Source organism: Flavobacterium aquidurense, assembly GCF_031458035.1.
In the GTDB taxonomy this organism is placed as follows: Bacteria; Bacteroidota; Bacteroidia; order Flavobacteriales; family Flavobacteriaceae; genus Flavobacterium; species Flavobacterium aquidurense_C.
Genome location: NZ_JAVDXR010000008.1, coordinates 18,478 through 45,136, shown reverse-complemented (window position 1 = coordinate 45,136; position 26,659 = coordinate 18,478). Strand labels below are relative to the sequence as shown.

20 protein-coding genes are annotated in these 26,659 nt (G+C 33.3%); 6 read left to right on the top strand and 14 right to left on the bottom strand.

Annotated elements, in window-relative coordinates:
* The first annotated feature begins 5 nt into the window (after nucleotides 1-5).
* Nucleotides 6-2,180 carry a tetratricopeptide repeat-containing hybrid sensor histidine kinase/response regulator gene (locus J2X17_RS13580; RefSeq protein ID WP_310298957.1) on the top strand — a complete coding sequence of 725 codons (2,175 nt, stop codon included), beginning with the start codon at nucleotides 6-8 and terminating at the stop codon, nucleotides 2,178-2,180.
* 30 nt (nucleotides 2,181-2,210) lie between these two features.
* On the opposite strand, the gene lpxK is transcribed toward J2X17_RS13580, so the two are convergent.
* The 3 genes from lpxK to J2X17_RS13565 are packed head-to-tail and all read right to left on the bottom strand — an operon-like array spanning nucleotide 2,211 to nucleotide 3,742.
* Nucleotides 2,211-3,233, bottom strand: a complete 1,023-nt coding sequence (lpxK, locus tag J2X17_RS13575; protein ID WP_310298954.1) for a tetraacyldisaccharide 4'-kinase — start codon at nucleotides 3,231-3,233, stop codon at nucleotides 2,211-2,213.
* Nucleotides 3,234-3,236: 3 nt separating this feature from the next.
* Nucleotides 3,237-3,518, bottom strand: coding sequence for a Txe/YoeB family addiction module toxin (locus J2X17_RS13570; protein ID WP_310298951.1), 282 nt, complete (start codon nucleotides 3,516-3,518; stop codon nucleotides 3,237-3,239).
* Complete coding sequence (locus J2X17_RS13565; protein ID WP_310298948.1) at nucleotides 3,494-3,742, bottom strand: DUF2683 family protein; 249 nt, start codon at nucleotides 3,740-3,742, stop codon at nucleotides 3,494-3,496. The genes J2X17_RS13570 and J2X17_RS13565 overlap by 25 nt, the downstream gene beginning before the upstream one ends.
* Before the next feature lie 206 nt (nucleotides 3,743-3,948).
* Here J2X17_RS13565 and J2X17_RS13560 point away from each other — a divergent pair, with 206 nt between their 5' ends.
* The 5 genes from J2X17_RS13560 (at nucleotide 3,949) to rluF (ending at nucleotide 8,370) form a co-directional block, all read left to right on the top strand.
* On the top strand, nucleotides 3,949-5,043 hold the full coding sequence (locus J2X17_RS13560) for a Nif3-like dinuclear metal center hexameric protein (protein WP_310298946.1): 1,095 nt from the start codon (nucleotides 3,949-3,951) through the stop codon (nucleotides 5,041-5,043).
* Nucleotides 5,044-5,046: 3 nt separating this feature from the next.
* Nucleotides 5,047-5,826 (top strand): zinc ribbon domain-containing protein, encoded by a 780-nt coding sequence (locus J2X17_RS13555; RefSeq protein ID WP_072974617.1) that lies wholly within the window; start codon nucleotides 5,047-5,049, stop codon nucleotides 5,824-5,826.
* A 185-nt stretch (nucleotides 5,827-6,011) separates the two neighbouring features.
* Nucleotides 6,012-6,863 carry an alpha/beta fold hydrolase gene (locus J2X17_RS13550; protein WP_310298942.1) on the top strand — a complete coding sequence of 284 codons (852 nt, stop codon included), beginning with the start codon at nucleotides 6,012-6,014 and terminating at the stop codon, nucleotides 6,861-6,863.
* A gap of 96 nt (nucleotides 6,864-6,959) precedes the next feature.
* Entirely contained in the window at nucleotides 6,960-7,304 is a 345-nt protein-coding gene (locus tag J2X17_RS13545; protein ID WP_310298939.1) for an antibiotic biosynthesis monooxygenase family protein, read from the top strand.
* A 253-nt stretch (nucleotides 7,305-7,557) separates the two neighbouring features.
* Nucleotides 7,558-8,370 (top strand): 23S rRNA pseudouridine(2604) synthase RluF, encoded by an 813-nt coding sequence (gene rluF / locus J2X17_RS13540; protein WP_194568543.1) that lies wholly within the window; start codon nucleotides 7,558-7,560, stop codon nucleotides 8,368-8,370.
* A gap of 89 nt (nucleotides 8,371-8,459) precedes the next feature.
* Here rluF and J2X17_RS13535 read toward each other — a convergent pair whose 3' ends face one another.
* The 11 genes from J2X17_RS13535 to J2X17_RS13485 form a co-directional block, all read right to left on the bottom strand.
* Nucleotides 8,460-10,364: an outer membrane protein assembly factor BamB family protein gene (locus J2X17_RS13535; protein ID WP_310298935.1), complete on the bottom strand. Its 1,905-nt coding sequence runs from the start codon at nucleotides 10,362-10,364 to the stop codon at nucleotides 8,460-8,462.
* 139 nt (nucleotides 10,365-10,503) lie between these two features.
* The gene (locus J2X17_RS13530; protein ID WP_310298932.1) at nucleotides 10,504-11,892 is read right to left on the bottom strand and encodes a DUF4153 domain-containing protein; all 1,389 of its coding nucleotides are present in this window, start codon (nucleotides 11,890-11,892) and stop codon (nucleotides 10,504-10,506) included.
* A gap of 58 nt (nucleotides 11,893-11,950) precedes the next feature.
* A complete protein-coding gene (locus J2X17_RS13525; RefSeq protein WP_310298929.1) occupies nucleotides 11,951-12,241 on the bottom strand; it encodes a winged helix-turn-helix domain-containing protein in 291 nt (96 codons plus the stop codon).
* A 4-nt stretch (nucleotides 12,242-12,245) separates the two neighbouring features.
* Entirely contained in the window at nucleotides 12,246-12,860 is a 615-nt protein-coding gene (locus J2X17_RS13520; protein WP_310298927.1) for a hypothetical protein, read from the bottom strand.
* A gap of 435 nt (nucleotides 12,861-13,295) precedes the next feature.
* Complete coding sequence (locus J2X17_RS13515) at nucleotides 13,296-14,180, bottom strand: bifunctional 5,10-methylenetetrahydrofolate dehydrogenase/5,10-methenyltetrahydrofolate cyclohydrolase (protein ID WP_310298925.1); 885 nt, start codon at nucleotides 14,178-14,180, stop codon at nucleotides 13,296-13,298.
* Between the two features lie 129 nt (nucleotides 14,181-14,309).
* Nucleotides 14,310-15,662 (bottom strand): signal recognition particle protein, encoded by a 1,353-nt coding sequence (gene ffh / locus J2X17_RS13510; protein WP_310298923.1) that lies wholly within the window; start codon nucleotides 15,660-15,662, stop codon nucleotides 14,310-14,312.
* A 287-nt stretch (nucleotides 15,663-15,949) separates the two neighbouring features.
* Nucleotides 15,950-17,629, bottom strand: a complete 1,680-nt coding sequence (locus J2X17_RS13505) for an MBOAT family O-acyltransferase (RefSeq protein ID WP_310298921.1) — start codon at nucleotides 17,627-17,629, stop codon at nucleotides 15,950-15,952.
* Between the two features lies 1 nt (nucleotide 17,630).
* Nucleotides 17,631-18,962 (bottom strand): GDSL-type esterase/lipase family protein, encoded by a 1,332-nt coding sequence (locus J2X17_RS13500; protein WP_310298918.1) that lies wholly within the window; start codon nucleotides 18,960-18,962, stop codon nucleotides 17,631-17,633.
* 82 nt (nucleotides 18,963-19,044) lie between these two features.
* Complete coding sequence (locus J2X17_RS13495) at nucleotides 19,045-20,526, bottom strand: SGNH/GDSL hydrolase family protein (RefSeq protein ID WP_310298915.1); 1,482 nt, start codon at nucleotides 20,524-20,526, stop codon at nucleotides 19,045-19,047.
* Between the two features lie 714 nt (nucleotides 20,527-21,240).
* Nucleotides 21,241-22,743 carry a SusD/RagB family nutrient-binding outer membrane lipoprotein gene (locus tag J2X17_RS13490; RefSeq protein WP_310298913.1) on the bottom strand — a complete coding sequence of 501 codons (1,503 nt, stop codon included), beginning with the start codon at nucleotides 22,741-22,743 and terminating at the stop codon, nucleotides 21,241-21,243.
* Nucleotides 22,744-22,746: 3 nt separating this feature from the next.
* Nucleotides 22,747-26,055 (bottom strand): SusC/RagA family TonB-linked outer membrane protein, encoded by a 3,309-nt coding sequence (locus tag J2X17_RS13485; protein WP_310298909.1) that lies wholly within the window; start codon nucleotides 26,053-26,055, stop codon nucleotides 22,747-22,749.
* Nucleotides 26,056-26,659 lie beyond the last annotated feature (604 nt).

The window sequence follows — 26,659 nt, the reverse complement described above, 5'->3', positions numbered from 1 at the left end:
CATACATGAAATACCACCTTCTTATTCTTGTTTGTTTATTTAATTCATTTTTGTATTCTCAAACTAAAAAGAAGAATACAGATAGCATTACCTATTATAATAGATTAACAGACTCAAATCTTGATAAGAAAAAATTTAATCAGGCTGTTTATTACACTAAAAAATCGATCGATTTCTGTCAGACCAATAATAAAACCGAAAATTTAGCCAACCAGACTTTCAAGCTCGGAAAAATCTTTTACAATCAGCAGAAGTATGACGAAGCACTAAAAAACTTTCACAAAACCGTTTCGCTATTTGACAAAGTAAAACCAACCTGCACCAAAGTTTTAGCTTTACATTATATTGGTTCAGCAAATACAGCAAAAGGCCATTATGATATTGCGAAGACTTACTATCAAAAAGCCGACGATCTATTAAAAGAGCTGAAGATTATTGATCATGCTGAAGTTTTAAATTATCAAAAAGCGATGGCATTAAAAGCCAGCAATAATTTACCTCTTGCTGCAAAAATCTTCAAAAAAATAGTAAAGAAACCAGATAATTCAAAAATCCTGAAAACCAAAACGGATTCTTATTATCAGTTAGGATTAATTGAATCGAAACTTAAGCGAAATGATTCGGCGCTGGTTTATTTTGATAATGCACTAGATTATAGTTCAAAAAACAATAATCTGAATCAGAAATCAAAAATCATTTTAGCAATAAGTCAATATTATAAAAAAAGCAGGAACTTTGATCTCGCCTATTCTTATTTAGATGAACATTACCAGATTGAGAATTACATCCTGAAATTAAAAAATGCCAAACTGGATCTTAATGAATATGAAAAATTCAAAAAAACACAGTCTATAAATAACACCCTTAAAAGAGAAAGTGAAGAAAAAATACAACTAAAAACCTATCGCTATTCTAAATTGGTCAGCATACTGGCTATTGCACTAATTTCGATTTTATCGCTTTTGAGTTTGGCCTTATATAAAAACAACATTATTCGGAACCAGAATAATTTGCTTTTAAGAGAAAAGAACAAAGAACTTATTCTTGCTAAAAACAAAGCTGAAAAAGCATCAAAAGCCAGATCTGAATTTCTATCTACAGTAAGTCATGAACTTCGAACGCCGTTGAACGCCATAAACGGAATTACTCATTTACTCCTCGAAGATCACCCTAAAAAAACACAGCTAAAATATTTAGAATCGTTAAAGTTTTCAGGAAATTATCTGACAACATTTATCAATGAAATTCTAGAAATAAATAAAATTGATTCGACTAAAGTTGAAATCGAAAACATAAGTTTTAATCTGAAAGAACTTCTTTTCAATATTCAGAGTTCGCTGAAAGAACTGGCAACGGCTAATAAAAACTATTTTAATCTTGAAATAGACGAAGCAATTCCTGATAATTTAAATGGCGATCCCACAAAATTATCTCAAATCATATTGAACCTAATCAATAACGCACTCAAGTTTACTCAAAACGGAAATGTAAATGTTATTGCAAAATTATATGCAATAGAAGATGAAAATGCGACTGTTTATTTTGAAATTGTCGATACCGGAATTGGAATTCCAGAAGATAAATTACAAACGGTTTTCGAAAGCTTCTCGCAAGGTTCTATAGAAGTAAACCGAAAATATGGCGGAACCGGACTCGGACTAACTATTGTCAAAAAATTAATCGAACTTTTAGGAGGCGAAATAAAACTAAAAAGTGAAGTGGGTAAAGGATCGACTTTTACTTTCAAATTAAATTTCAGCATTAATAACGAACCGCTGGCAATTGTTGAAGAAACAAAACCCTACAACGACAAACAATTAAAACATAAGTCGATTTTATTGATTGAGGACAACAAAATCAATCAGATGATTACCCGAAAAATGCTTGAAAACAAAGCTATTGACTGCGAAATTCTCGATAATGGCGAGGAAGCCGTCGAACTATTGAAAATAAAGCGTTTTGACATGGTTTTAATGGATGTTCATTTACCAGGAATCAACGGAACTACCGCTACTAAACTCATCAGAGAATTTGACAAAACTACTCCAATTATTGCATTGACAGCTATTTCACTTGACGAAAACAGAGATATGCTTTTATCTTTTGGGATGAACGATGTAATTACAAAACCGTTTGTTCCTGATGAATTTTATATGATAATCGCTAAGTTTTTTGATTGATTTTTTTTGAGGTTCTACGGTTCTGAGGTACTAAGTTGCTAAGGTCTTCGTAACATATTCTAAAATCGTTGCATCAAAATTTTGATCGTGATTTATGAAAGTGCTTTTTATAGGAAGATAATACAATTGCGAAACCAATTTGGAATCTTTTAAGCGAACATAATCCTTCTCCGTTGTGATGATTTTTTCGCCTTTTGCTTTATTTTGAATTTCATCCAAATCAGCATCTGAGAAATGATGATGATCCGGAAAAGTCAGGCATTCATCGTTTTCATTTTTTAAATATTCAAAAAACGGTGCTGGTTTTGCAATTCCTGCCAACAATAATTTTGATTCACTTTTTATTGCATCTACTGCAATCTTTTCTTCTTTACCAAAAATTGCATCATCGTAATCTATAAAAGTGAAATAGATTTGCTGGGAAACATTCAGGTTCAATTTCAATCGAATTTCTTCTTGTTTTTGCTCTGATAGATCCTTTGGACATTTGGTCACAACAATAATACCTGCACGGTTTGCCCCGCTCCTGCTTTCACGTAAATTTCCGGTTGGCAGCATAAAATCGTCCGCATACAAATCACCGTACGAAGTCAGCAAAATATAAAATCCTGCTTTTACTTTTCGATGTTGATAAGCATCATCTAACAGAATAACTTCAGGTTTTACTTTTTGAGAAAGCAATTGTATAATTCCGTTTGTCCTATTAGCATCGACAGCCACCTGAATATTGGGGAATTTTTGATAAAACTGAAAAGGTTCATCTCCTAAAATTTCAGCATTTGAAGTTCCATCAGCCAAAACAAAACCTTCAGATTTACGCTTATAGCCACGGCTTAAAGTTGCAACTTTATATTTATCAGATAATAATCGGATAAGATATTCAATCTGAGGTGTTTTTCCTGTTCCGCCAACACTCAAATTTCCAACTGCAATAACGGGAATATCAAATGAAGTTGATTTCAGAATTCCTTTATCAAAAAGAAAATTCCTGATTGAAGTAATAAATCCGTATAAAACGGCGAAAGGAAAAAGTAGTATTCGAAGTATATTCATTTTTTATTTATCAGAATAATGTCCCATTGCAGCAATTACAAAAACGGTTACAATATCTTCCTGTACTTTATATATTATTCTGTCTTTAGAATTTATTTCTCTAGACCAAAACCCACTCAATCCATGTTTTAATGCCTCCGGCTTTCCCACACCTTCATAAGGCGTTTCGCTAAGTTCATCCAATATCTGAGTGATTTTTTTAATACTACCTTGATTACCTGCTTTAAAATGTTTCTTTAAATGTGATTCGGCCAATTTTTCTATTTTAACCCTAAACTTCCCCATATATCTTTTGGATCAATCTCTTTATATTCACCTCTTTTTGCTGATTCCAAGACCATTTTCACAAATTCTGGATTATAAGAATTCTTTTCTTTTATAAGTTTCTTCGAATCTGTTTCTACTATCTCGACACCATCAGTTTTTTTTGCAAAAGTTTCAGACAAAATCGCCATGAGAGCTTTTCCTGCTTTGGTACGTTCGTTAATTTTTATTGTTATTGTAGTCATGATTACTGATTTATAATTACAAATATACAAAATTCGTACTATTAGTAATATCGTGTATTACTAGCAATACTAATTTGTAAAACACAATATCATTCAAATATTTTAAAGTTGATTTGTTTATTCGTTTATTTGTTCAATCAAAAATTGGATTGGGTCATTCTTGTAATTCTAAGTTACCAATGATCTAATCATCTAAAAATCTGATAATGAAAATCAAAAATATAATCGAAGTTCTTGAAGAAATGGCTCCTTTGGCATACGCCGAAGATTTTGACAACGTTGGACTTTTAGTCGGAGATTCTGAAGCTGAAAGCAAAGGCGTTTTGGTTTGCCATGATGCACTGGAAAATGTAATTGATGAAGCTATTGCCAAAAACTGCAATTTGGTGGTTTGTTTTCATCCTATTTTATTTTCAGGAATTAAAAAAATTACAGGCAAGAATTATGTTGAACGTGCGATTTTAAAAGCCATCAAAAATGATATTGCTATTTATGCCGTTCACACTGCTTTAGACAATCATTCGGCTGGCGTTAATAAAATCTTTTGTAATGCTTTAGGCTTGACAAATACGAAAGTTTTGATTCCGAAACAGAATTTCATTCAAAAATTAATCACTTATACTATTCCTGAAAATGCTCAGAAAGTACGTCAGGCTTTATTTGATGCTGGCGCGGGAACCATTGGAAATTACGAAAATTGCAGTTTTAATACGAACGGAATTGGCACTTACAAAGGCAATGCTGACAGTAATCCGGTAATTGGAGAGCGCCACGAATTAACTGAAACCGAAGAAATAAAAATCGAAGTCACTTTTGAAAAATATTTACAATCCAGAATTTTAAAGGCTCTTTTTTCGAATCATGTTTATGAAGAAGTGGCTTATGAGATTTATGATCTTCAAAATTCACATCAAAATATTGGTTTAGGAATGATTGGCGAATTTGAAACTGAAATCGATGAAAAAGAGTTTTTAAACTTCGTAAAAGACAAAATGATTGCTGACGGAATTCGACATTCAGCCTTTCTCGGAAAAAAAATAAAAAAAGTTGCTGTATTAGGAGGTTCAGGAAGTTTTGCCATAAAAAATGCAATTATGGCTGGAGCCGATGCTTTTTTAACCGCCGATTTAAAATACCATCAATTTTACGAAGCAGAAAACAGGTTACTTTTGGCCGATATTGGTCATTTTGAGAGTGAACGCTATACAAAAAACTATATTGTTGATTATCTTCGAAAAAAAATCCTTAATTTTGCCATCATTTTATCAGAAGAAAATACAAATCCAGTTAAGTACTTATAGAATATGGCGAATACGAAAGAATTAAGTGTTGAGGACAAGTTAAGAGCAATATACGATTTACAGCTTATTGACTCTAGAATTGACGAAATCAGAAACGTAAGAGGAGAACTTCCTTTAGAAGTAGAAGATTTAGAAGATGAAGTTGCAGGTTTGAGCACTCGTTCAGAGAAACTGAAAAGTGAACTTGAAGTGATTGAAGATCTTATCAAAGCAAAGAAAAATGCTATTGATGAGCACAAAGAGGTTATCAAAAAATACACAAAACAACAAGAATCAGTTCGTAATAACAGAGAATTTAATTCTTTGACTAAAGAGGTTGAATTTCAGGAATTAGAAATTCAATTGGCTGAAAAGCAAATCAAAGAAATGAAAGCTTCTATCGAACATAAAAAAGAAGTTATTTCTAATTTAAAAGAAAAACTTGACGCAAAAAGTTCTCATTTAAAACATAAAAAATCTGAACTTGATGCTATTATGGCTGAAACTCAAAAAGAAGAAATCTTCTTATCTGAGAAATCGGCTGAGTTTTCAGGTCAAATAGAAGAAAGACTATTAGCCGCTTACAACAGAATCAGAAGCAGTGTTCGTAATGGTTTAGCGGTTGTATCTATCGAAAGGGGAGCATCTGCAGGATCATTCTTTACTATTCCGCCTCAAACACAGGTAGAAATTGCTTCAAGAAAGAAAATCATCACTGATGAGCACTCTGGAAGAATTTTAGTTGACAGCGCATTAGCTGAAGAAGAAAAAGAAAAAATGGAACAATTGTTCTCTAAATTCTAAATAACAAGGTCCCGATTTAATCGGGACTTTTTTTTGATTATTATTTTTTGCCACAGATTAAAAAGATTAACAAGATTAAAAATCTCAAGAAGTGAGATAGAAATCCTTAAAATCTTTTTAATCTGTGGCAAAATATTTAACAGCGAGTTTAACAATGATTTTTTACCTTTAAAAAAAATTAAGTTGTGGGAATTAAAAAAGGAATTCGTTTCATTACATTAAAATCGGTCGGACAATATATCAACTTCCTAAGTTATGTGCGCCCACAAAAAGCTGTCGAACTTTCATACGCACTTTTTAGCCAGCCCAGAGTTGGAAGATTACAAAAAGACTCCTTACCAAAAATCCTAAAAAACGCAGAAACAGAAACGTTTCATCATAACGAACATCATTTTCAGACTTATGTGTGGAAAGGAAATGAAACCAAAATCCTGCTTGTTCATGGTTGGGAAAGCAATGCTTCACGCTGGAAAAAAACGTTGCCTCATCTTCAAAAATCGGGAAGCACAATTATTGCAATCGATGCGCCTGCACACGGTCAAAGCAGCGGAAAAGAATTCAATGTTCCGCTTTACGCTGAATTTATTAATAAGGCAGTTGAAAAATATCAACCTGAAATTATTATCGGTCATTCTATTGGCGGAGCAGCTTGTGTGTACCATCAATATTTATTCCCGAATACCAGCATTAATAAAATGGTGATCTTAGGAGCGCCATCTGAATTAAAAACTTTGATCGACAATTATATTTCGATGTTGAGTTTAAATACCAAAATGTTTTCTCTTTTAGAAAGCAAATTCATGAATCGTTTCAACTTTAAACTGGAAGATTTTTCAGGCCAGCGATTTGCTTCAGAATTTAATGTCGCGGGCCTAATTGTTCACGATACTTCAGATGATGTTGTTGCTTTTGAAGAAGGAAAAAAAATTGCGAGTAATTGGAAAAACAGTCAATTTATCGAAACCAAAGGTCTAGGTCACGGAATGCATGACGATGAATTGTATCAGAAGGTGATTGAGTTTTTGTTTGCTGAATAAGGTTCAAAATTGCAAAGGTTCAGAGGGACAAAGAATTTTTTCTTTAATTTCAAAATCAATAATTCATCCCGAAAATTAACCCTAAGAGATTTAAAAATGATAGCTGTAATTTTTGAAGTGATTCCACATGACGGAAAAAAAGAAGAATATCTTAATATCGCTGCAGCTCTGCGACCAGAATTAGATCATATCGAAGGATTTATTTCGATAGAACGTTTTCAGAGTTTTAGTGATCCTGAAAAAGTTTTGTCATTATCCTTCTGGAAAGACGAGGAAAGCATTCACCAATGGCGAAATTTAGAAATGCATCGTCATGCCCAGACAAAGGGACGAAATGAAGTCTTTAGAGATTATCATTTGAGAATTGCTCATGTTGTTCGGGATTATGGGATGTTTGACAGAAAAGAAACGCCGGAAGATAGCTCGGGTTTTCATTCTTAAAAAGGTTCAAAGGTGTAGAGGTTCAAAGGGACAAAGGTTTTTCTTTTGATAGTCTTCTCCAGTTTTGTCATTCCGAACGAGGGATCACACTAGAAGCTCTACAATGATTGGCGAATTTCTGTGCCGAGTTTCTAGTTTGATCCTTCCTCCGTCAGGATGACAAGATTGCCAAAAATCTAAAATTCTAAGAAGTCCAACAATCTAAAATCTAAAATCTAAACTCTAAAATTTAAATTTTGCCTACTTTTGCAGTATGGAAGAGAATTTAAAACGTCTGAATAAATTTATTGGAGAAACAGGTTATTGTTCTCGTCGTGAGGCGGATAAATTGATTGAAGAAGGACGCGTGACAATAAATGGAGTTGTGCCTGAAATGGGAACCAAAGTTTCGCCAGATGATGAAGTACGCATCGACGGGAAATTGATTGTGGAGAAACATGAAAAATTGGTTTATCTGGCTTTCAACAAACCTGTTGGAATTGAATGTACAACTAACTTAGAAGTTCGAAATAATATCGTTGATTATATTAATTATCCGAAACGTATTTTTCCGATTGGAAGATTGGATAAAGCGAGTGAAGGATTAATTTTTATGACAAATGATGGTGATATCGTAAATAAGATTTTACGTGCCAGAAACAATCACGAAAAAGAATATACTGTAACGGTAAACAGACCGATTACGGATCGTTTTATTGAGCGAATGGGAAATGGTGTCCCAATTTTAGATACCGTGACCAGAAAATGTAAAGTAGAGCAAATTAGCAAATACACTTTCAAAATTATTCTGACGCAAGGTTTAAATCGTCAGATTCGTAGAATGTGTGAATATTTAGGTTATGATGTAACTGCGTTGAAACGTATCCGAATTATTAATATTTCTTTGGATATTCCCGTTGGTCGTTATCGCGATTTGACTGATGATGAGATTAAAGAATTAAATCATTTAATTGAACCTTCCAGTAAAACTGAAGAAGCGAGTTTACCAAAAGCAGAAGCTCCAAAAAGAAGAACAGAATTTATTTCAAAACACGATCCGAGATTTAAGAAAAAAGGAGATTATTAACTTAAATCTTTTTTCGCTTTTATAAATTAAAAAAGGCTTATTGATAAATTCATCAATAAGCCTTTTCTTTATTTTACAACTTTGAATTATTATATTTTCTTGTTGAAAATTCTTAATTCATTTTCGTAGATATAATAGATGGATTGCGTTGCAGGATCAATTTCGTAAATTGGACGCATATTTTCAAAGATAATTTTATCTAATTCTACACCGTCTTCTTTTTTCACTTTCACTAATACTTTTTTACTAGTTGCTTCATCTTTAGCAAAAATATAAGAGAAATCACGATTTTGCTTCATTGCCTGGTAACGTTGTCCAAGTCTTTTAGATACATCACCTAAAACAGCAGCTCCTGCAGCTTGATTTGCAGCTCTTCTTAACTGTGCTTCACCTTTTTCTTTTACAACGGCTGTACTTTCTTTTCCTGTTGCCGGGTCAATAGTAGTCATTGTCCATTCACTTCCCATAACAGCATTTCCAAAAGAAGAAACACCTAAGCCAATAGATCCTGCAGTAGCAAGTGCTGACCCCCAAGCTCTACCACCATCTCCTGGCTGCGTGTAGATTCTTTGATATAAAACTTTACCATCTTTACTAACTCCCATAACTTCAGTTGGACCTGATAATGCAACTCCCCATGGAAACAATTCGATTGAGTTTAATTCTTTCTCTTTCTTAATATTTACTTTAGCAAACGCATCTGGTTTGTCAGTCACTTTAGTATCAAATTTAAAAAGTTTTTCGTCATTGTAAACTAAGAACGAGTTATTTTCCTCATCATAAACATTTAACAATGGACGGCTTTCATTAAATTTTAAATTTCCTCTCCATAATTTTTTACCTGACTGGTAATCAACCATATTACCATAAGTCGCTGTTAAGTATAAAACTTTATCATCAACCTTTCCTAAATAATTGATAGCATCTTCTTTGTTATCTGAAATTTCGATAAAGCTTTTCCATTTCTTTTGTCCGTCTTTATCGATCAACATCATTTCGTTTTCAGCAACATATAAATAATCTCCATCAAGTGGAATTACTTTTTTCAATCCGTCACCACGGGCATCTTTTTTCCATACTTTAGACCCATCATTTAAATTATAAAAGTTGAACCCACTGTTATGAGCAACTAAAAGTTTAGTTCCCCAATCTTCTAAGTATACAATGTATTTTGTTTTGATAGCATCCTCCCAAATTGGTTTTCCAGTTTCAGAATCCAGAACGTTAAGATATTGCTTACTAGACATCATTCCTTTGCTGTTAATTACAACAACATTTTTATTGTTTTGCGTTGGAAAAACTTTAGTATATTCAATTTCCCCAACCCATTTTAAATTACCATTATGTCTGTCAATTGCAGATAATTTTCCGAAATAAAGAGAATAAATAATATCATTACTTACTTCAGCTTCATTTGAACTGTTTGTTTTAAATGAAAACATAGAAGAGAACATGCTTTTTGCTTCGCCCTGAACAGTTTTCCATTTTACATCTCCAGTATTTAAATCGATCAAAGATGCGATAACTTTACCATCTTCTACACCTTTTACCAAATATTCATTTTCCTGATATAAAAATTGACTGTTATAAACAGTATATTTATAGTTAGCTGAATTGTAAACTACTTTTCCATCGGCAGTGTTGATTAACACCGTTTTATAATTTACCAAAGCTTCAACGTATGGAGTTCCATCAATTGGTTTCAAAATACGTTTGCTTGCAAATAAATTATCAGTATCTACTTTACTTAATGTTTCTAATGCAGTTACGTCACCAACAGATTTATCAGCATCAAAGCTCCAAACTACAGCTTTAGTTTCCGGGCTTATCCCTTTAACAATATTTCCTTCTTTAACAACGATAATACCGGTAATTGTATTTTGCGTTAAATCTTCAATTTTCGAATTCATTTTTAAAACTTCGTCGGCAACTCTCTGGGAAAAACCAGCATAGCTAACTAAGCTCAAAAAAAGTACCATAGTAATTTTTTTCATAGTGTTTTGGGGTTAAAAGTTAGTTTATTTTTAACAAAATAATTGCGACAAATATCTCACATTGGAAATTAATAAACAAGGTAATTAATAAAAAAAATCTTCATAAAAATGTGTTGATTTTTATGAAGATTTTGCGTTTTTATTTTTTAACATCGACAAAATCATAGTATAAGGCCTTTGATAAAAAAGAAGTATTCTGGTATTCATCTATTATTTCTTCTTTTCTAGTTTCAGTAGATTGTCCATCTAAATGATGTTGTAAAAAATATTCTCGTCGGCTCTCATCATTAAAATTTAAATCACTTAAAAATCTCGGCTCTACCCCTTTGTTCACAGAAATATTGTAGTTTGTAATGATACTGCCCCAGTTTACATAACTGCATAAAAGAACAGTTCCATAAAAATACCAAACCATTTGATTGACTAAATAAGCATTTGTTTTTTGTCTGGTTATTTTCAGACAAGAATAAACCAAACCGATAATAGCCAAAATCAAAAAAGCATAAACCCCCAAACGCTTATATGTTAATCCGTAAAAAGAAACATATTCTGAGTTTTTAATAATCGTACTTACAATTAGAACTACATTTAAAAGTATCCAGATTTTAGCCAGCCTTTTAAGCCAAATTGCCTGCTTATCAAAATTGAACCCGCCTTTAAAATAAAATGCAATTACACCAACTGCCATCAATATTGAAAAGATAACAGAATTTACTCTTTCATGTGTATCAGAACTTAATTTGGTTTTTTCAACCACTTCAAAAAATTGTTCGTAATTGTATGTTACAATAAAAACTAACAGCATCAGATTTAGCATTATTAAAGTAATTACACCGCTTTTTCTTTCGAAATCAAGATCAAGAAATGAAAATGTCTTTTGGTTTTTAACTTCAATTATATTAGTGAATTCATTATCAAGAAGTTCATTTTTTTGATAACACACTTCAGGCACCCAATAATTCCAGAAACTAAATGAAATATAGAAACCTAAAACACTAATTATTATAAGATTTCCAATGTTGATATCTAATGTGTAATCTGTAAATAGTGAAGAGAAATGATTACTTCCAAAAGAATAAACAATAAAAAACAGTACTAAAAAAATAGCTGGAATAACAAAAAAGGCAACTAATTTTTTAGCAAAATTATTATGGATTTTCTTTTCCGGAAGCCATTGATTAAACATTAACGTACGACCCAGAGATGTAATTCCGTTTAAAAACACAAGCGGAAAAATCTGAATGATTTTCAACTTACTATCTTGTGTCCTAAACTGCAAAAAAAGAATCGACATTGCCAATGCCAGAAAAGAAACAAAATCGCCATACCATGCAAAAGCCAGGCAAGACAAAACTGATGTGACCACTAAAATCAAATGTGCCCTTTCAGTAAATCGATCCTGAAAGAAAAAGCAAACAAACCCAGTTAATACCAGCCCAAAAATTGCCAGATTAACGCCTAGATCTTCTTTGTAAAAAAGCAGTAAAAAAATTAAACTGCAAACTAAAATAATGTGGTGTTTTTTCATGATCATAAATTTAAAAGTACTTTGTATTTCAAAGTAATTAGACAAAAAAATTTGGTTATTAAGATTTCATTAATTTTTCAAGGTACGACAAATGCTCTTTAAAGGCCAAACGGCCCCTTTCGGTTACACGGTAGGATGTTTTTGGCTTTTTACCAACGAATTCCTTTTTAACTTCAATATATTCTGATTTTTCTAATGCTGAAGAATGGCTGGCCAAATTGCCATCTGTAATATTCAACAGCGTTTTCATTTCAGTAAAATCAATCCATTCATTTACCATCAGAATGGACATAATCCCCAGTCTGACACGGCTTTCAAAATCTTTATTTAATTTATCAATGATTCCCATTGGGTTATTTATATTTTTTGAACATTATAAGTCCGTACAAGATATGTAAAATACCAAATCCTATGATCCAAAAAATTAAACCATATCCAATATAAAAAAGAGAAACACATCCTAAAATCAATTCACAAAAACCTAAATATTTAATATCTGAAAAAGTATATTTTTCAGCATTTATCAATGCCAGTCCATAAAAAATTAAAGTAGCCGGAGCCACAAAACCATAAATACTATGATATAACAAAGCCAGACAAAACACGCCTCCGGCAATTAACGGAATGGCCAGGTTAAATAACATCTTTTTTGTAGCCGATGTCCAAATTGGCAAATTGTACTTTTTACTTTTTCGGATTGTAAAAGCCACTCCAAAAACAAAAGCAGAAATCAGAATGGCAATTCCCGAGACAAATAATTCAGATACTAGCTTTGAAGGAATCTCAATTATTTCATCATTAAAATAATCGACACCATTTACCTTAAACAATTGGTACACATAAAGTCCGCCAATTAAAGCAGACAGGCCGGCAAAAACTCCTGAAAGCCCGCTTAAGGATATAAATCTTGAAGAGCGCTCCATCATGGAACGAATATGTGCTAAATCTTCTTGGTGCTTTTGATTCATAAATAAAGTACTTTGTAGTACAAAGTTAATTTTTATTTTGAAATGACAAGTAGAAAAGGTAATTTTTTTTTAGTCATTCCGTTTCCATAACCTGGACCAATCGTTTTTACAATGTTTATTATTAAATAAGCTCCATTAGGAGCGATATTGTTCTAATTACAATTATAATCATGCCACTCCTACGGAGCTCTTCTAAACAAATTCATACATATCTATAAACATGTCATCCCTCCGGGATTTGATAGATTCGTTATTTTCGCGTGAGGGATAGGAATAAGCTACCGAAGTAGCATGGATAGCCCGACCGTATTTGCGAAAGGCGCACATAAGCGGTTTGTCAAATAGCGCCTTTTGTAAATACGGTCACGCCCAAAGTATAAAAACAACAAAGCCTACTCGATTGAATAGGCTTTGCTTAATTATTTATTAGAAAAATTATTTTCTGACACTTCTCATTTTACGGGCCAAAAGCGTGTTTTTAAGTAACATTGCAATGGTCATTGGTCCTACTCCGCCCGGAACTGGTGTAATGAAAGAGGCTTTTTTGCTTACTTCGTCAAAATCAACATCGCCTTTTATAACATATCCTTTTGCGTTTGATGCATCTTCTACACGCGTAATTCCAACGTCGATAATAACAACTCCGTCTTTAACCATATCTCCTTTTAAAAATTCAGGAACTCCTAAAGCGGTGATAATAATATCAGCATTTTTAGTGAATTCTGCTAAGTTTTTAGTTCGGCTGTGCGTCAAAGTAACGGTCGAATCTCCAGGATTTCCTTTACGGCTCATTAAAATACTCATTGGACGGCCTACAATATGGCTTCTTCCGATAACTACTGTATGTTTTCCGGCAGTTTCAACATTGTAACGTTCTAACAGTTCCATAATTCCAAATGGGGTTGCAGGAATAAAACTTTCCATTTCCAACGCCATTCTTCCAAAGTTTGTTGGATGGAATCCATCAACATCTTTGTCAGGATCAATTGCTAAAAGAATTTTTTGTTCGTCGATGTGTTTTGGCAAAGGCAACTGAACGATATATCCGTCAAGATTATCATCTTCGTTTAACTCTTTGATTTTAGCTAATAAATCTGCTTCGGTAATATCTTCAGGCAATGCTACTAAAGTTGAATCGAAACCAATTTGCTGGCAAGATTTCACTTTACTTCCTACGTAAGTTAAACTTGCACCATTGTTCCCCACAATAACTGCTGCTAAATGAGGCACTTTTCCTCCTGCTGCTTTTATAGATTGAACTTCGGCTGCGATTTCGTTTTTAATGTCTTCTGCTGTTTTTTTACCGTCTAGTAGTTGCATTGTTTTTTGTTTCAGGTTTAAAAGTTTCAGGTTTCACGTTCAGGCGAAACGAATATATATTTAATGAAAAAAGTTTCAAATTTCAGTCTCAAAACGTGAAACCTGAAACTTGAAACTTTTTATTATTTTTTATCTCGGCATTCCGCCTGGCATTCCTTTCATGCCTCCCATCATTTTCATCAGGTTTTTTCCGCCCGGACCTTGCATCATCTTCATCATTTTGCTCATTTGGTCAAACTGCTTCATCAACTGATTTACCTGCTCGATTTTTGTTCCCGAACCTTTAGCGATTCTGGCCTTCCTTTTTACATCGATGATGGCAGGTTTACTTCTTTCGATTGGCGTCATCGAATGAATGATAGCTTCAATATGTTTGAAAGCATCATCTTCAATTTCCACATCTTTCATGGCTTTTGAAGCACCTGGTATCATTCCAACCAAATCTTTCATATTACCCATTTTTTTCACTTGCTGAATTTGCGTCAAGAAATCATCAAAACCAAATTCGTTTTTAGCGATTTTCTTTTGAAGTTTTCTCGCTTCTTCTTCATCAAATTGCTCTTGCGCTCTTTCTACAAGAGACACAACGTCCCCCATACCTAAAATACGCTCGGCCATACGATCTGGATAGAAAACATCAATTGCTTCCATCTTCTCACCTGTACCAACAAATTTGATTGGTTTATTTACAACCGATTTAATCGAAATTGCAGCTCCACCACGAGTATCACCATCTAATTTTGTTAAAATAACACCATCAAAGTTCAGGATATCGTTGAAAGCTTTTGCTGTGTTTACAGCATCTTGTCCTGTCATTGCATCAACAACGAACAATGTTTCCTGAGGCTGAATTGCTTTGTGAACACGAGCAATTTCATCCATCATTTCCTGATCTACTGCCAAACGACCAGCCGTATCGACAATAACTACGTTAAAACCATTTGCTTTAGCGTGTTTAATTGCGTTTTGAGCAATTTCAACAGGATTTTTATTTTCTGGCTCTGAGTAAACCTCAACACCTATTTGATCCCCAACAACATGCAACTGATTAATCGCCGCAGGACGGTAAATATCACAAGCTACAAGAAGTGGTTTTTTATTTTTCTTAGTCTTTAAAAAGTTGGCTAATTTTCCTGAGAAAGTTGTTTTACCAGAACCTTGCAATCCTGACATTAAGATCACCGATGGAGTTCCTGAAAGATTAATTCCGGCAACATCGCCACCCATTAATTCAGTCAACTCATCCTTCACTAACTTCACCAATAATTGTCCTGGCTGAAGCGTTGTTAAAACGTCCTGACCAATTGCTTTTTCTTTTACTTTGGTTGTAAAATCCTTTGCAATTTTAAAGTTAACATCGGCATCTAATAAGGCACGACGAACTTCTTTTAAGGTATCGGCAACGTTTACTTCTGTAATTTTACCGTGTCCTTTTAATATATGGAACGCTTTATCTAACTTATCACTTAAATTATCAAACATATTATTTTCTTTATTTGAAGTGCAAAGATAATCTAATTAGGTATTTCAGGCAATTTTTATTTGAGGGCATTTAACCGCAAAGTTCGCAAGGTTTTACGTAAAGTACGCTATGTTTCTTTGCTCGCAAATTCGGGAAGTCGCAAAGTTTTTTTGTTTCACGCAGATTTAAAAGTTTTAAGCAGATATTAAAAAATCTTTTTAATCCTTTAATCCGTGGCTATTAATTAAAAAGCGCAAAGGATATAAACCTTTGCGCCTCTGCAACTTTGTTCCTTTGAACCTTCCTACTAGAACTGGAAGTAGATAAACGGCTGTGAACCTGCTACTGCCGTTGCGTATACAATCCAGTAAACGAAACCTAGAATTACAGCCTTTAATAGTAACGGCGTTCTATCGAAAACCCATTTCATTTTGTCTGTAACAACTTCCGGTAAGAAGTGCCAAACATAACCGAACAACATTAATAAAAACACATTTTTATAGCCTAAAATGATAACTTTCCAGTTTTCCGGTTCGAAGGTTAACTGACCAATATTATTAATTACCTGTAATGCTGTTTCGAAATCTCGCGCGCGGAAAAAGATCCAGCAGAAAACAACAAAATGGAACGTAATTACGATCGAAAAGAATTTCCATAAGAAATTTGAACCTTCTTTTTTAGATGGAAAAAGCTCCATGAAAATTTTATGAACTGCTAATGCTAATCCGTGAAGTGCTCCCCAAACAATAAATTGCGCTCCTGCTCCATGCCACAATCCTCCTAAAAGCATCGTAGTAAATAAATTGAAATTGGTTACCAGCGTTTGATTTTTCTTCTTCGAAAGTAAAAATGAGAGACAAAAAACAATAATTGCCCCAATTGCAATTCCTAATGGAATGAAACTAATATTGATATTGGTGATTCCCCAAAGCAATAATCCGAAGAAGAATAAACTTGGAAATAAATATCCTGCGAATGAACCTTCGCGATTTCCTCCGATGGAAATATACAAGAAATCTTTCAGCCATGTTGATAATGAAATATGCCATCTTCTCCAGAAATCCGTAATAGACACCGATTTATATGGCGTTCTAAAGTTGGCTGGAAGTTTAAATCCAAGCAACAAAGCGATTCCTATTGCCATATCTGAATATCCTGAAAAGTCACAATAAATTTGAATGGCATAACCATAAGAAGCCATTAAATTTTCGAATGACGTATAACTCATCGGAGTATCAAAAACACGATCTACAAAATTTATCGAGATGTAATTTGAAATCACCGTTTTCTTAATCAATCCTCCAATAATCAAAAACAAAGCGTTGTTTACATCTTGTTTTGTCAGGTTTAATTTTTGGTAAATCTGAGGAAGGAAATCTTTTGCACGCACTATTGGTCCGGCAACTAACTGCGGGAAAAATGACACAAAAAATAAGTATTCGATATAATTTTTCGTCGGTTTAATTTCCTCGCGGTAAATCTCAATGATATAACTCATCGACTGAAAAGTATAAAACGAAATTCCGACCGGAAGAAAAACATTATGAAGTTCAAAATGACCGCTGAACATATCGTTGTAAGTCACAATCATAAAATTCATGTACTTGAAATAGCCCAGCAATCCTAAATTTAGGATGACACTTATTACCAAATATATTTTCTTAGTACTATCTTTTGTCGTCTTATAAATAATCTGACTCAAGCCATAATCGACTACAGAGGAAAGTAATAAAAGTAAAAAGTAAATTCCGCTTGACTTATAATAAAAGAAAAGCGAGAAGAGAATAACATACGTTAATCTCAAATAAAATGTCTTGCGTAAAAATCCATACACAAAATAAAAAACCAGAAATAATCCGAGGAATAAACCCGTATTAAACAGTAATTTTTCGTCAGGATTGTATATAAACCAACTTTTAGCCTGCTCTAATGTAACTTCACCAAAATTTTGAACAAACCAATTATTTATGTTATCAATTGTAATCAACTTAATTTTTCAATTTAAAATTATCGTATGCTTTTAAAAACGCCTGTGTAAACAAATTCCCCTGTTTTTCGTATCCTTTTTTAGAATAATGAACATAATCGGGACCAATTAATTTTTCAGCTTTTAATTTTCGGATTCCGTCCATTCCACCAAATTCATCATATAAATCCCAAACTGCAAAACCATCTGTTTCGGCACTTCTCAAAATATTTTTGGCGTAATCCTGCACGTAAATATTCGGTTTTCTGGCTTTTAACAAAGAAGGCGGCGGCGTCATTACTAGTATCGGAACATTAATATTTTGTTCTCTTATATTTTTTATGAATTCACGCAATTCTTTGATGTAAGCCGAAGCTTCCATGTGATCGTAGCTTTCATTTGTTCCAAGTGAAAAAACCAGCATATCGGGATGCAACGCTTTTAATTGTTCAAAGAATAAAGGATATTTATTGTAGTCTGAGAATTTTGCTCCGTTAACTCCAATACTGCTATAGATTAATCCCGGCGCATCTTTTTCTAAAACAATTCCGTTTAATTCAAATTTTGAAGCGTCTTTATTCGGGATCAAAAAGATTTTATCCAGTGCTTTTTCTGAATTGTAATAATGACAAAATGAATCTGATTCTACATCTAAAGAAACAAATGCAGAACTTTTGATCGTTTTGGGCTTGGTTTCGTTTGTTCGAATTTTTAATGTTCTTCCCGCACGAATATTGTCTGATTTTAAACGGTTATCTTTTTTAATTTCGGCAACTGAAACATTATATTTATCTGCAATAGTCGAAATTGCTTCCCCTTTTTTTATTTTATGATTAATTACTTTTCGTTCTGTTGACTGAATAATATTGGTTTGAGATGATGTTGCCAAATCAAACATATTCTGGTTTTGAGGTGTAATAATTTTAATCGAATTAAACTTGTATGCCGGATCTTTTATATTTAATTCGACTGCAAAACCGCCACTATCTCTCCAAAGTCCAATTCCGCTTAAACCAACAGGACAATTTTTGTGAGGATGAATATTGCGATAACTTTCCCAAGTTCTGTTAGAACGAAAACGCTCATTATAAGATCCGTTTGTTTTGGCTAATTGATAGGGGAAAACCAAACCTCGTCCGGCATTTCCAAATCGTTGTTGCAGGTTTTTTCTAATTTCATTGGTCATTAAATCTCCCTGAATATGTGAATCGCCAATATGAACAATGTTTATCTTCTGACTTTTATGACTATCATTTTCATTTAATTTATGAAAAAGATTTTCTAAAACTTTTGCATTATAAATTTTATCTTCAGCAAAAGATTCAACTGTAATGGTGTCAGTTTTAGTATTCATAGATTTCGTTATTGGAAGTAGAATTGTCTTTTGTATTTCATCATTTGGAGATAAAAAAAGACAACAAAAGAAAATAATTAGTTTATTCATTTACACTATCTTTTTTGACAGATATTGAATCTGTATTAGTTTTCCGAACTGCTTTTTTAGCTTTTTCAGCATCACGTTTTTCGCGTAACTGCTTATATTCTTCGTATCCTTTATTTAACTGATCGTACAATAACCTGCCAATAGCTTTTGCACCGCGCTGATTAAAATGCGTGTAATCTTTATTGGCTCTTGCAGGTGTTTCGTCAACCCATTTAACCATCGATCCATCTCCGCCCATCAAAGTGTAAAGATTCACAAATCCAGATTGAGATTCTAAAGCATATCTTTTTTGAGCTTTCATCAAAGGTACAACAGCCGAATCGGTTTTCATTTCCAAATCATATTTTGTTGATTTATCTGCAGTAGAAACAATCAAAATTGAAACTCCCGGAAAAGATGCTCTTATTTTATTTACAGCCCTTTTCATTCCTTTTTCATACCAATAGTAATTTTTGGTACCATAATTCAAAACGTTGGTTCCGTAATGCAAAACAACTAAATCATATTTTAAATTATTATTAAAAGCTCGCATTACATCTGCATCGAACATTGAAATTGGCAATCCTGAATTTCCTCTTTGCGAAAAATTATCAACATGCACACCGCTTCCGTTATCAAAATTAAAACCGTAAATCGGAATAGAATCGGCATGAACAAAGTTAGCCTTAAATGCTTTTATACTTCCAGAAGAAACTTTGATCGTGTTAACCAAATTGTTTGGAACAAGATTTTTTCGAAGTGTATCTTTTCCGATAATAAAATTCACATTTCCTCTTTTAGAAGATTTTCCATAAAACAAAGTTGGATTATCTAAAGAAGTTGAAAATTTATTTTTCCCCGCTTCGTATTCTACCCAGGTTGCATTGGTTTTATCATTTGCAAAAAACACGTGACCGTTAACCCCAAAAGGACTTAAAGGTCTTTTAACATTTAAATACGACTGCGCTTTCCAGTTTTTAGAATAAACCGATTTTATCGACCCTCTTGATGCAGCAGATTCAGAAGTTATTGATACAAATCCAACTCCATTTCCTCCAAAACGTTCCTGATAATTCGTTCGAACATCCTGAACGATCAAATCTCCATCGGTCATTGAATCTCCATAATATGCAATACGAACTCTCGATTGTGGATTTTTTTCTAGTTGATATAACTTCTCGTAAAATGAAACCAGGTATTGATATCCTTTATAGTTTTCGAAAGTTTCTGATGGAAATTCGATTCCTTCAGTATCTTCAAAAACGATTTCCTTTTGTGCTTCTTGTTGTTCCGCTTCAGCGATACTATCGTTTTCAAGAGATAAAGAATCATTGGCAACCGACTCTAAAAGCATACTATCAATTAATACATTTTTAGAATCTATTTTACTATCCGAAAAGATTTTATCCGGCAAAACTTGTTTAAATCCAATAAAAGCTACAAATGCCAACGCGACAATTGCGAAAGACTGAAAAAAATATGATTTTGTATTCACTTACTATTTATAATTTGAAGAATGGTTTCTCAGGAAAAACAATTAAGATTTCCTGTTAATTCCACATTAAAAAAACAGGCACAAAGATAGCGTTAAACATTAATTTACACCTGATTTTAACACTAAAATAAAAAAACATAAAAAGAGACCAGATAAATCCAACCTCTCCAAAAAAATAAAAAAACAAAGCTAATGAAGGAACTAATTTTTAAGTCGGATTTATTTATAGTTTAAAACATTCCGTACTTTTTTTAAATGACACATATTATTTCAAAAATGCAAATTGAAATGTTAGGCGGCCTCTTTTAAGGTTAACCAATACTCCATCAGTAAATTTTACTTTATAAACATTCCCTGAAGTATCTTTACCACATAAAAACGATCTGTTTTAAGAACAAATTGAGAAATTGAATTTCTGTTTGAATCTGTACTTGCGGTAACTCCTCTCCAGTTTGAACTAATATTTCTTTGATCAGCGGAAAATCTTCGCTACAAATGGCAAACTCTTTTTGACAGACACCAAGACTTAAATTTAGAAGCTAAAATTGATAGAAAAGTTTTGTATTCTCTTTGCTTGATTTAAAACCAGACGCTTCAAAAGCATAAACAGACAAAATTATCCACAAGTTCGTAAAATAAAAATGTTAGTTATGAAAAAACCGATAGCTCCAAAAGCTATCGGTTTTTTTTAAAAAAATTATCGGTTTCAAAAATCTATTTTTTATCCCAGAATAGTTTTGTGTTCATTAGATCACCACCAATAGCGGCAGCTGCTTTAGTATAATTAGTTCCATTTTGGAATTGTTCTACTCCAGGATAAGTATATCTAACGGGAACTGTTAAGAATCCTCTATTTTTTGCAGAAGTGGATGGTACTAGTTTTGGAAAATCTAATCTTCTGTAAGAAGTCCATGCTTCGAAACCTCTGTTGTATAGTGCAAACCAAGCTTGCATTCCAATTTTTTCTTGCCACGTGGCTCCACTAGCAGCATTTGTATAAGCTACTTTTGGTAAAAGTTTATACGCATTTGCATCAGCTTGAGTCAATCCCCAGTCAGCATAAGAAGCATCTATTCCAGCATTATAATAAATTTGGGCTTGTGCTGTACCTCCGGGAATCAAATTTTTCTCGGCAGCTTCGGCTAATAAAAATTGTAACTCAGCATAATCAAATAAAGTGCCTGGAAAGAGAGCATTATTCAATGTGCTTGTAATATGAGAATATGTACCAAAAACATTCGCTTCACCATAAGTTCCTCCTACAAATCTTCTTCCAGCTGGAATAACCGGAGCTGGCGCAGTTGCATTGGTGAAATATTTATCCATTCTTTTATCTCCTCCTACCGCATCCATTGCAGCCACAAAAGGCTCAGCAGGAATAAAGTCATCTCTTTTGCTTGTTACCAAATCAGCATACAACGGATTTTGATTTCCAGCAGTTGACAAATAATTCAGTTTTGTATTGTCAGCATTACTTGCTAGTGCGCCTGAAGCTAGTGCCGCCTGAATTTGTGCAGCAGCGTATGCAGGATCTACATCAGAAATATTTACAGCCAGTCTAATTATCATAGAATTAGCAAACTTAGCCCATTTTGCATTACTCGCTTTATCACCATTATAAATAAGATCAGCACCTCCAAAATTAGGATCTGTCGTATTAGATTTTAAGATAGTGGCATCTGCAGCTAATCTTTTAATAAGATCTTTATAAATAGTTTTAGCATCATCATAAGCAGGCAGCGGATGATTTTTAATATCTAATGCTTCTGTATAAGGAACATCACCAAAAGTATCTACCAATACACTATAGCTATAACACTCAAAGACATCAATTAAAGCCAATTTACTTTGTTTCGTCGTAATTTCAGAAGGGGAAGCCGCAATTTCAGGTTTAATTAATTCTCTGGATGCTTTTAAATCCATCAATACATCTCTGTATAAAACTAAAAAATGGGTATCTGGAATTTTTCTTCCCGTGATGTCGTATTGACTTTCATTAGGATAGGTAGTTTCTGTCCACTGTTGAGCAAATAATCTGAAAACATTATAATTCACAGATGTACTCACCATTTGGTCTGTAACTTTTTTCTGAGCATTTGTAAATAAATATTCAGCCTTAGTAATCGTTGGCCTTTTAGGATCAACATTCTCATCTGTTATATCACTACATGATGAGACTAGTGTAATGATGGATAATAAAAAAAATATCTTTTTCATAATTTAGAATTTTAAAGTTAGGTTACAACCTATATTTCTTGTTGTTGGAAGTGATCCACTTGAATAACCTGCAGCTAAGTTCCCTGAACTAAGTCCACTTTCTGGATCAGCGTCCGGAAGATTTTTATGAATTATCCACAAGTTTGAACCTACAAGAGAAAGACGTAAATCATTTAAACCTATTTTTTTAACAGTTTGTGCGGGAAAACTATAAGTAATATTTACTTCTCTCAATTTTATAAAACCAGCATCATATACAAAGGCTTTTTGAGGGTTTTTAGTGTACCCATATATACTTCCCGCAACTTCAGGATGTGGCGTTCTGATAGTATTTGGCAAACCAGTCGTCTGATCTACACCCGGAAGTATAACACCACCCCCATTTGCGATAGTATTTCTCACAGGTTTACCTAGCTCATTATTTCCCGCTGTTGATTTATACAAACCAGAATCTTGTCCATAATATTGATCAAGAGAAAAAATATCTCCACCTTTTTGCATGTCTATTAAAAAACCTAATGAAATTTGTTTGTATGTAAATTTATTACGTAAACCACCAATCCAGTCTGGAGTAACATTACCAATAACATTTGTAGTTGTAGTGGTCATTACATAAGAACCATTACTAGTGATTCTTTGTCCATCAGGTGTATAAGTGTAATCTCTTCCGATAATATCACCATACGGCTGTCCAACTTTTGCAATGATACTTACATTTCCTTGAAAAGTTCCTAATGTAATAGTTTCAATACCAGGCGCTAAAGAAACAACTGTATTCTTGTTTTTAGACCAGTTTACAAAAACATCCCATTGAAAATCTTTTGTTTTTACCGGTGTTGCATTAAACTGAACCTCAAGCCCTTTGTTCTCCACAGATCCAGAATTGATATATCTTTGTGAAAGTCCTGTCGAAGTTGAATAATCTACAGGAAATATTTGATCAGAACTTAAGCTTTTATAGGCGCTCACATCAAACCCAAGTCTTCTGTTCAAAAACTGCATCTCTAAACCAATTTCTTCTGAAGCTGTTTTTACAGGACGTAAATTTGAGTTGTTTCCAATATTGGGTATAGAATAAAGTTGTGCTGAACCAAATGGATTGAATTTAGTATAGACATCTTGTAATGAATATAAATCAATATTTCCTTGAGGATTTTCAGCATAACTTGCTCTTACTTTCCCAAAAGATAACCATGGTTGATTAATATGTTTTGTGAAAACATAACTTGCTGAAGTAGAGAAAGTATTTACTGAATTATTTCCTGTGGGTAAAGTAGAAAAAGCATCATGTCGGAAGGTTCCATCCAAAAACAAAAAATCTTTGAAACCTAAAGATACAGAAGCATAACCACTATTTACTCCAGAATTATCTTCTCTTTCTACTGCAAAAGGACTAGGTGATACTGAATTAGATAATGCGTAAATTCCTGGTATAATAAGCCCGCCTTCTGTTGAAGAGAGAGTAGATGTTCGTCTTGTTCTCAAAGCATTAGCTCCTACAAGTCCATTCAAAGAAAAATCATCTGAAAGGTTCTTCTTGAAATTTAAAGTGAATTGGTAGTTTTGTTCAGAAAACATACCTTCATATTTTTGATATCCTGAAGGTACTGTCTGTCTGTTTATTCCAAATGTAGCATTTAGAGACCCTGTCGCCTTTCTTTCTTCTCGTAGTTCGGCATAACTATCTGTACTTATTTTTCCAGAAGCAGACAACCAATTATTTATCTTATAATCTAATTGAGCATAACCAATAAAACGGTTTCTTTCATCAGACTGGTAATTTTTATATCTTGTGAAGTATGGATTATCCCAATATTTTGGACTAGTATTACCATTGGCAGGATCACCCATATTCCATGAGATATTTTGACCTTCTGATCTTTCAAAAACTTCTTTTTGTTCTTTTATATCTGCGTTTGTAGCCCACCATTGACGGAAAACGCTCGCCACGTTATCTCCACCATATCCTGTTGTATTTCGACCAACAGTATTCTGATTAGAATAATTTGCAAAAACACTTGCCGATAATTTATCCGTAAATTTATGATTCAATTTAAGGCTGAAATTATTCTTTTTCAATTCACTATTCGGTAAAATACCATTTTGCTTGAAATTGTTTAGGTTCAACACGAAATTAGTTTTCTCATTACCATCTTCTAAAGAGACAGAATTATTGAATGTCTGTGCTGTCTGAAAAAACGTAATTGGGCCATTTTTAGCAGCTTGCCACGTCGTTTTCTTACCATAATTATTTGAAAAAGGAGTATAAGCATCCCACTGATAAACAGAAAGGCCTGGATCAAAAGCCACACCATAAGAAGCATCATCAACAGTTGTCGCTACCTGATTTCCGTTTTTGTCGATTGTAAAGAATGCACCTGTAGGCCCTGTTGGAATCCCTTTTGGATTTCCGGCACTATCATATGTTGGCCCATATCCCTGGCCATATTTAGTTTGATATTCCGGGAAAGTTGACTTGTCAATAGTACCTATAGTAAATTCACTAGAAACAGTAACTCCCATTCCTTTTTTAGATTTTCCCTTTTTGGTCGTAATCATAATAACACCATTACCTGCCTGCCATCCATACAATGCAGATGCAGCTGCTCCTTTCAGAATATTTAAGGTTTCAATATCATCAGGATTAATATCCATACCTGCGTTACCGTAGTCATAAGTATTACGGGCGCCAGTAGATTGATTTGCCGAGTTTCCTTGAGACACATTAGTATTAGTATTACTATTATTAATTGGCATACCATCGATAACAATCAACATTTGATTATCACCCGTAAGGTTTTTAACTCCCCTCGAGACTACATTAGTAGATCCTCCAAAATTGGTGTTTTTTCGAATGTTAACACCAGCTGCTTTTCCAGAAAGTTCATTAAGAAAATTTGCACTAGAAGCACCCGCCGACAAATCACTACCAGAAATCTCTTGTGTAGAGTAGCCAAGCGATTTTTTTTCTCTCTTTATACCTAATGCAGTTGTAACGACTACATCAGCTAATTGAGTAGCATCATCCAACAACTTCACATGGAGCGAAGAAGAACTTGCCGATACTTCTTGAGATTTCATGCCCACGAAGCTAAATAGCAAAACATCAGTTGAAGATGCCTTAATCGTAAATTTTCCATCAAAGTCTGTTTGTGTTCCAGCTTTCGTTCCTTTAACCAAGACACTTACACCTGGAAGTGGCATTCCGGCCTTGTCTGAAACAATACCTGAAACACTTCTTCCTTGTGCAAATGTAATTTGCGACACCAGTGCTAAAAACAGCACTAAGAATCCATTTAATTTTAGTTTCATTATTTTATTTTTTTGAATTATTGGGCGCAACTTATTACTTTAAATTAATTTTAACAAGAAATTTAAAACATTTAACAATTATTATTATAATAAAAATATTACATATTTTGCATTTTAAACAGAAGACTGAATTATAACATTCAGATATAGAGACATTATAAAAATATTTTTCCTGAAATTTTGTAAGAGAAATTTCAAGACGAACTTTTCTAAAAGACGAGAAAAAATTAAATTTTCCAAACATTTTTTTTGCCGAACAATCGGGGACTAATAAATGTTGGAATAAAAAAAACCGTCCAAATTGACTTTGGACGGCTTACCTTATAATTTTTTTCACTAAAAGCTTACTAATTCAAAATAGTTAAAAATGAATATAAGGAATATGATTGTGACTACAGCAATACTCTGTAATCATCAAAATCTACAATATTTTGTAAGGATAGTAATGCTTAGAAGCGGATCGAATAATTGTGTTGTGGTATTGGAATAATTATCAACCTTGTCGCAAGAATTGCTTTTGGCTATACAAATATATAAGAATTTTAATACGTATGAAATTTTTTTGAGAAAAAATTTAAAATATTTCTTACAATAACATTCGTGT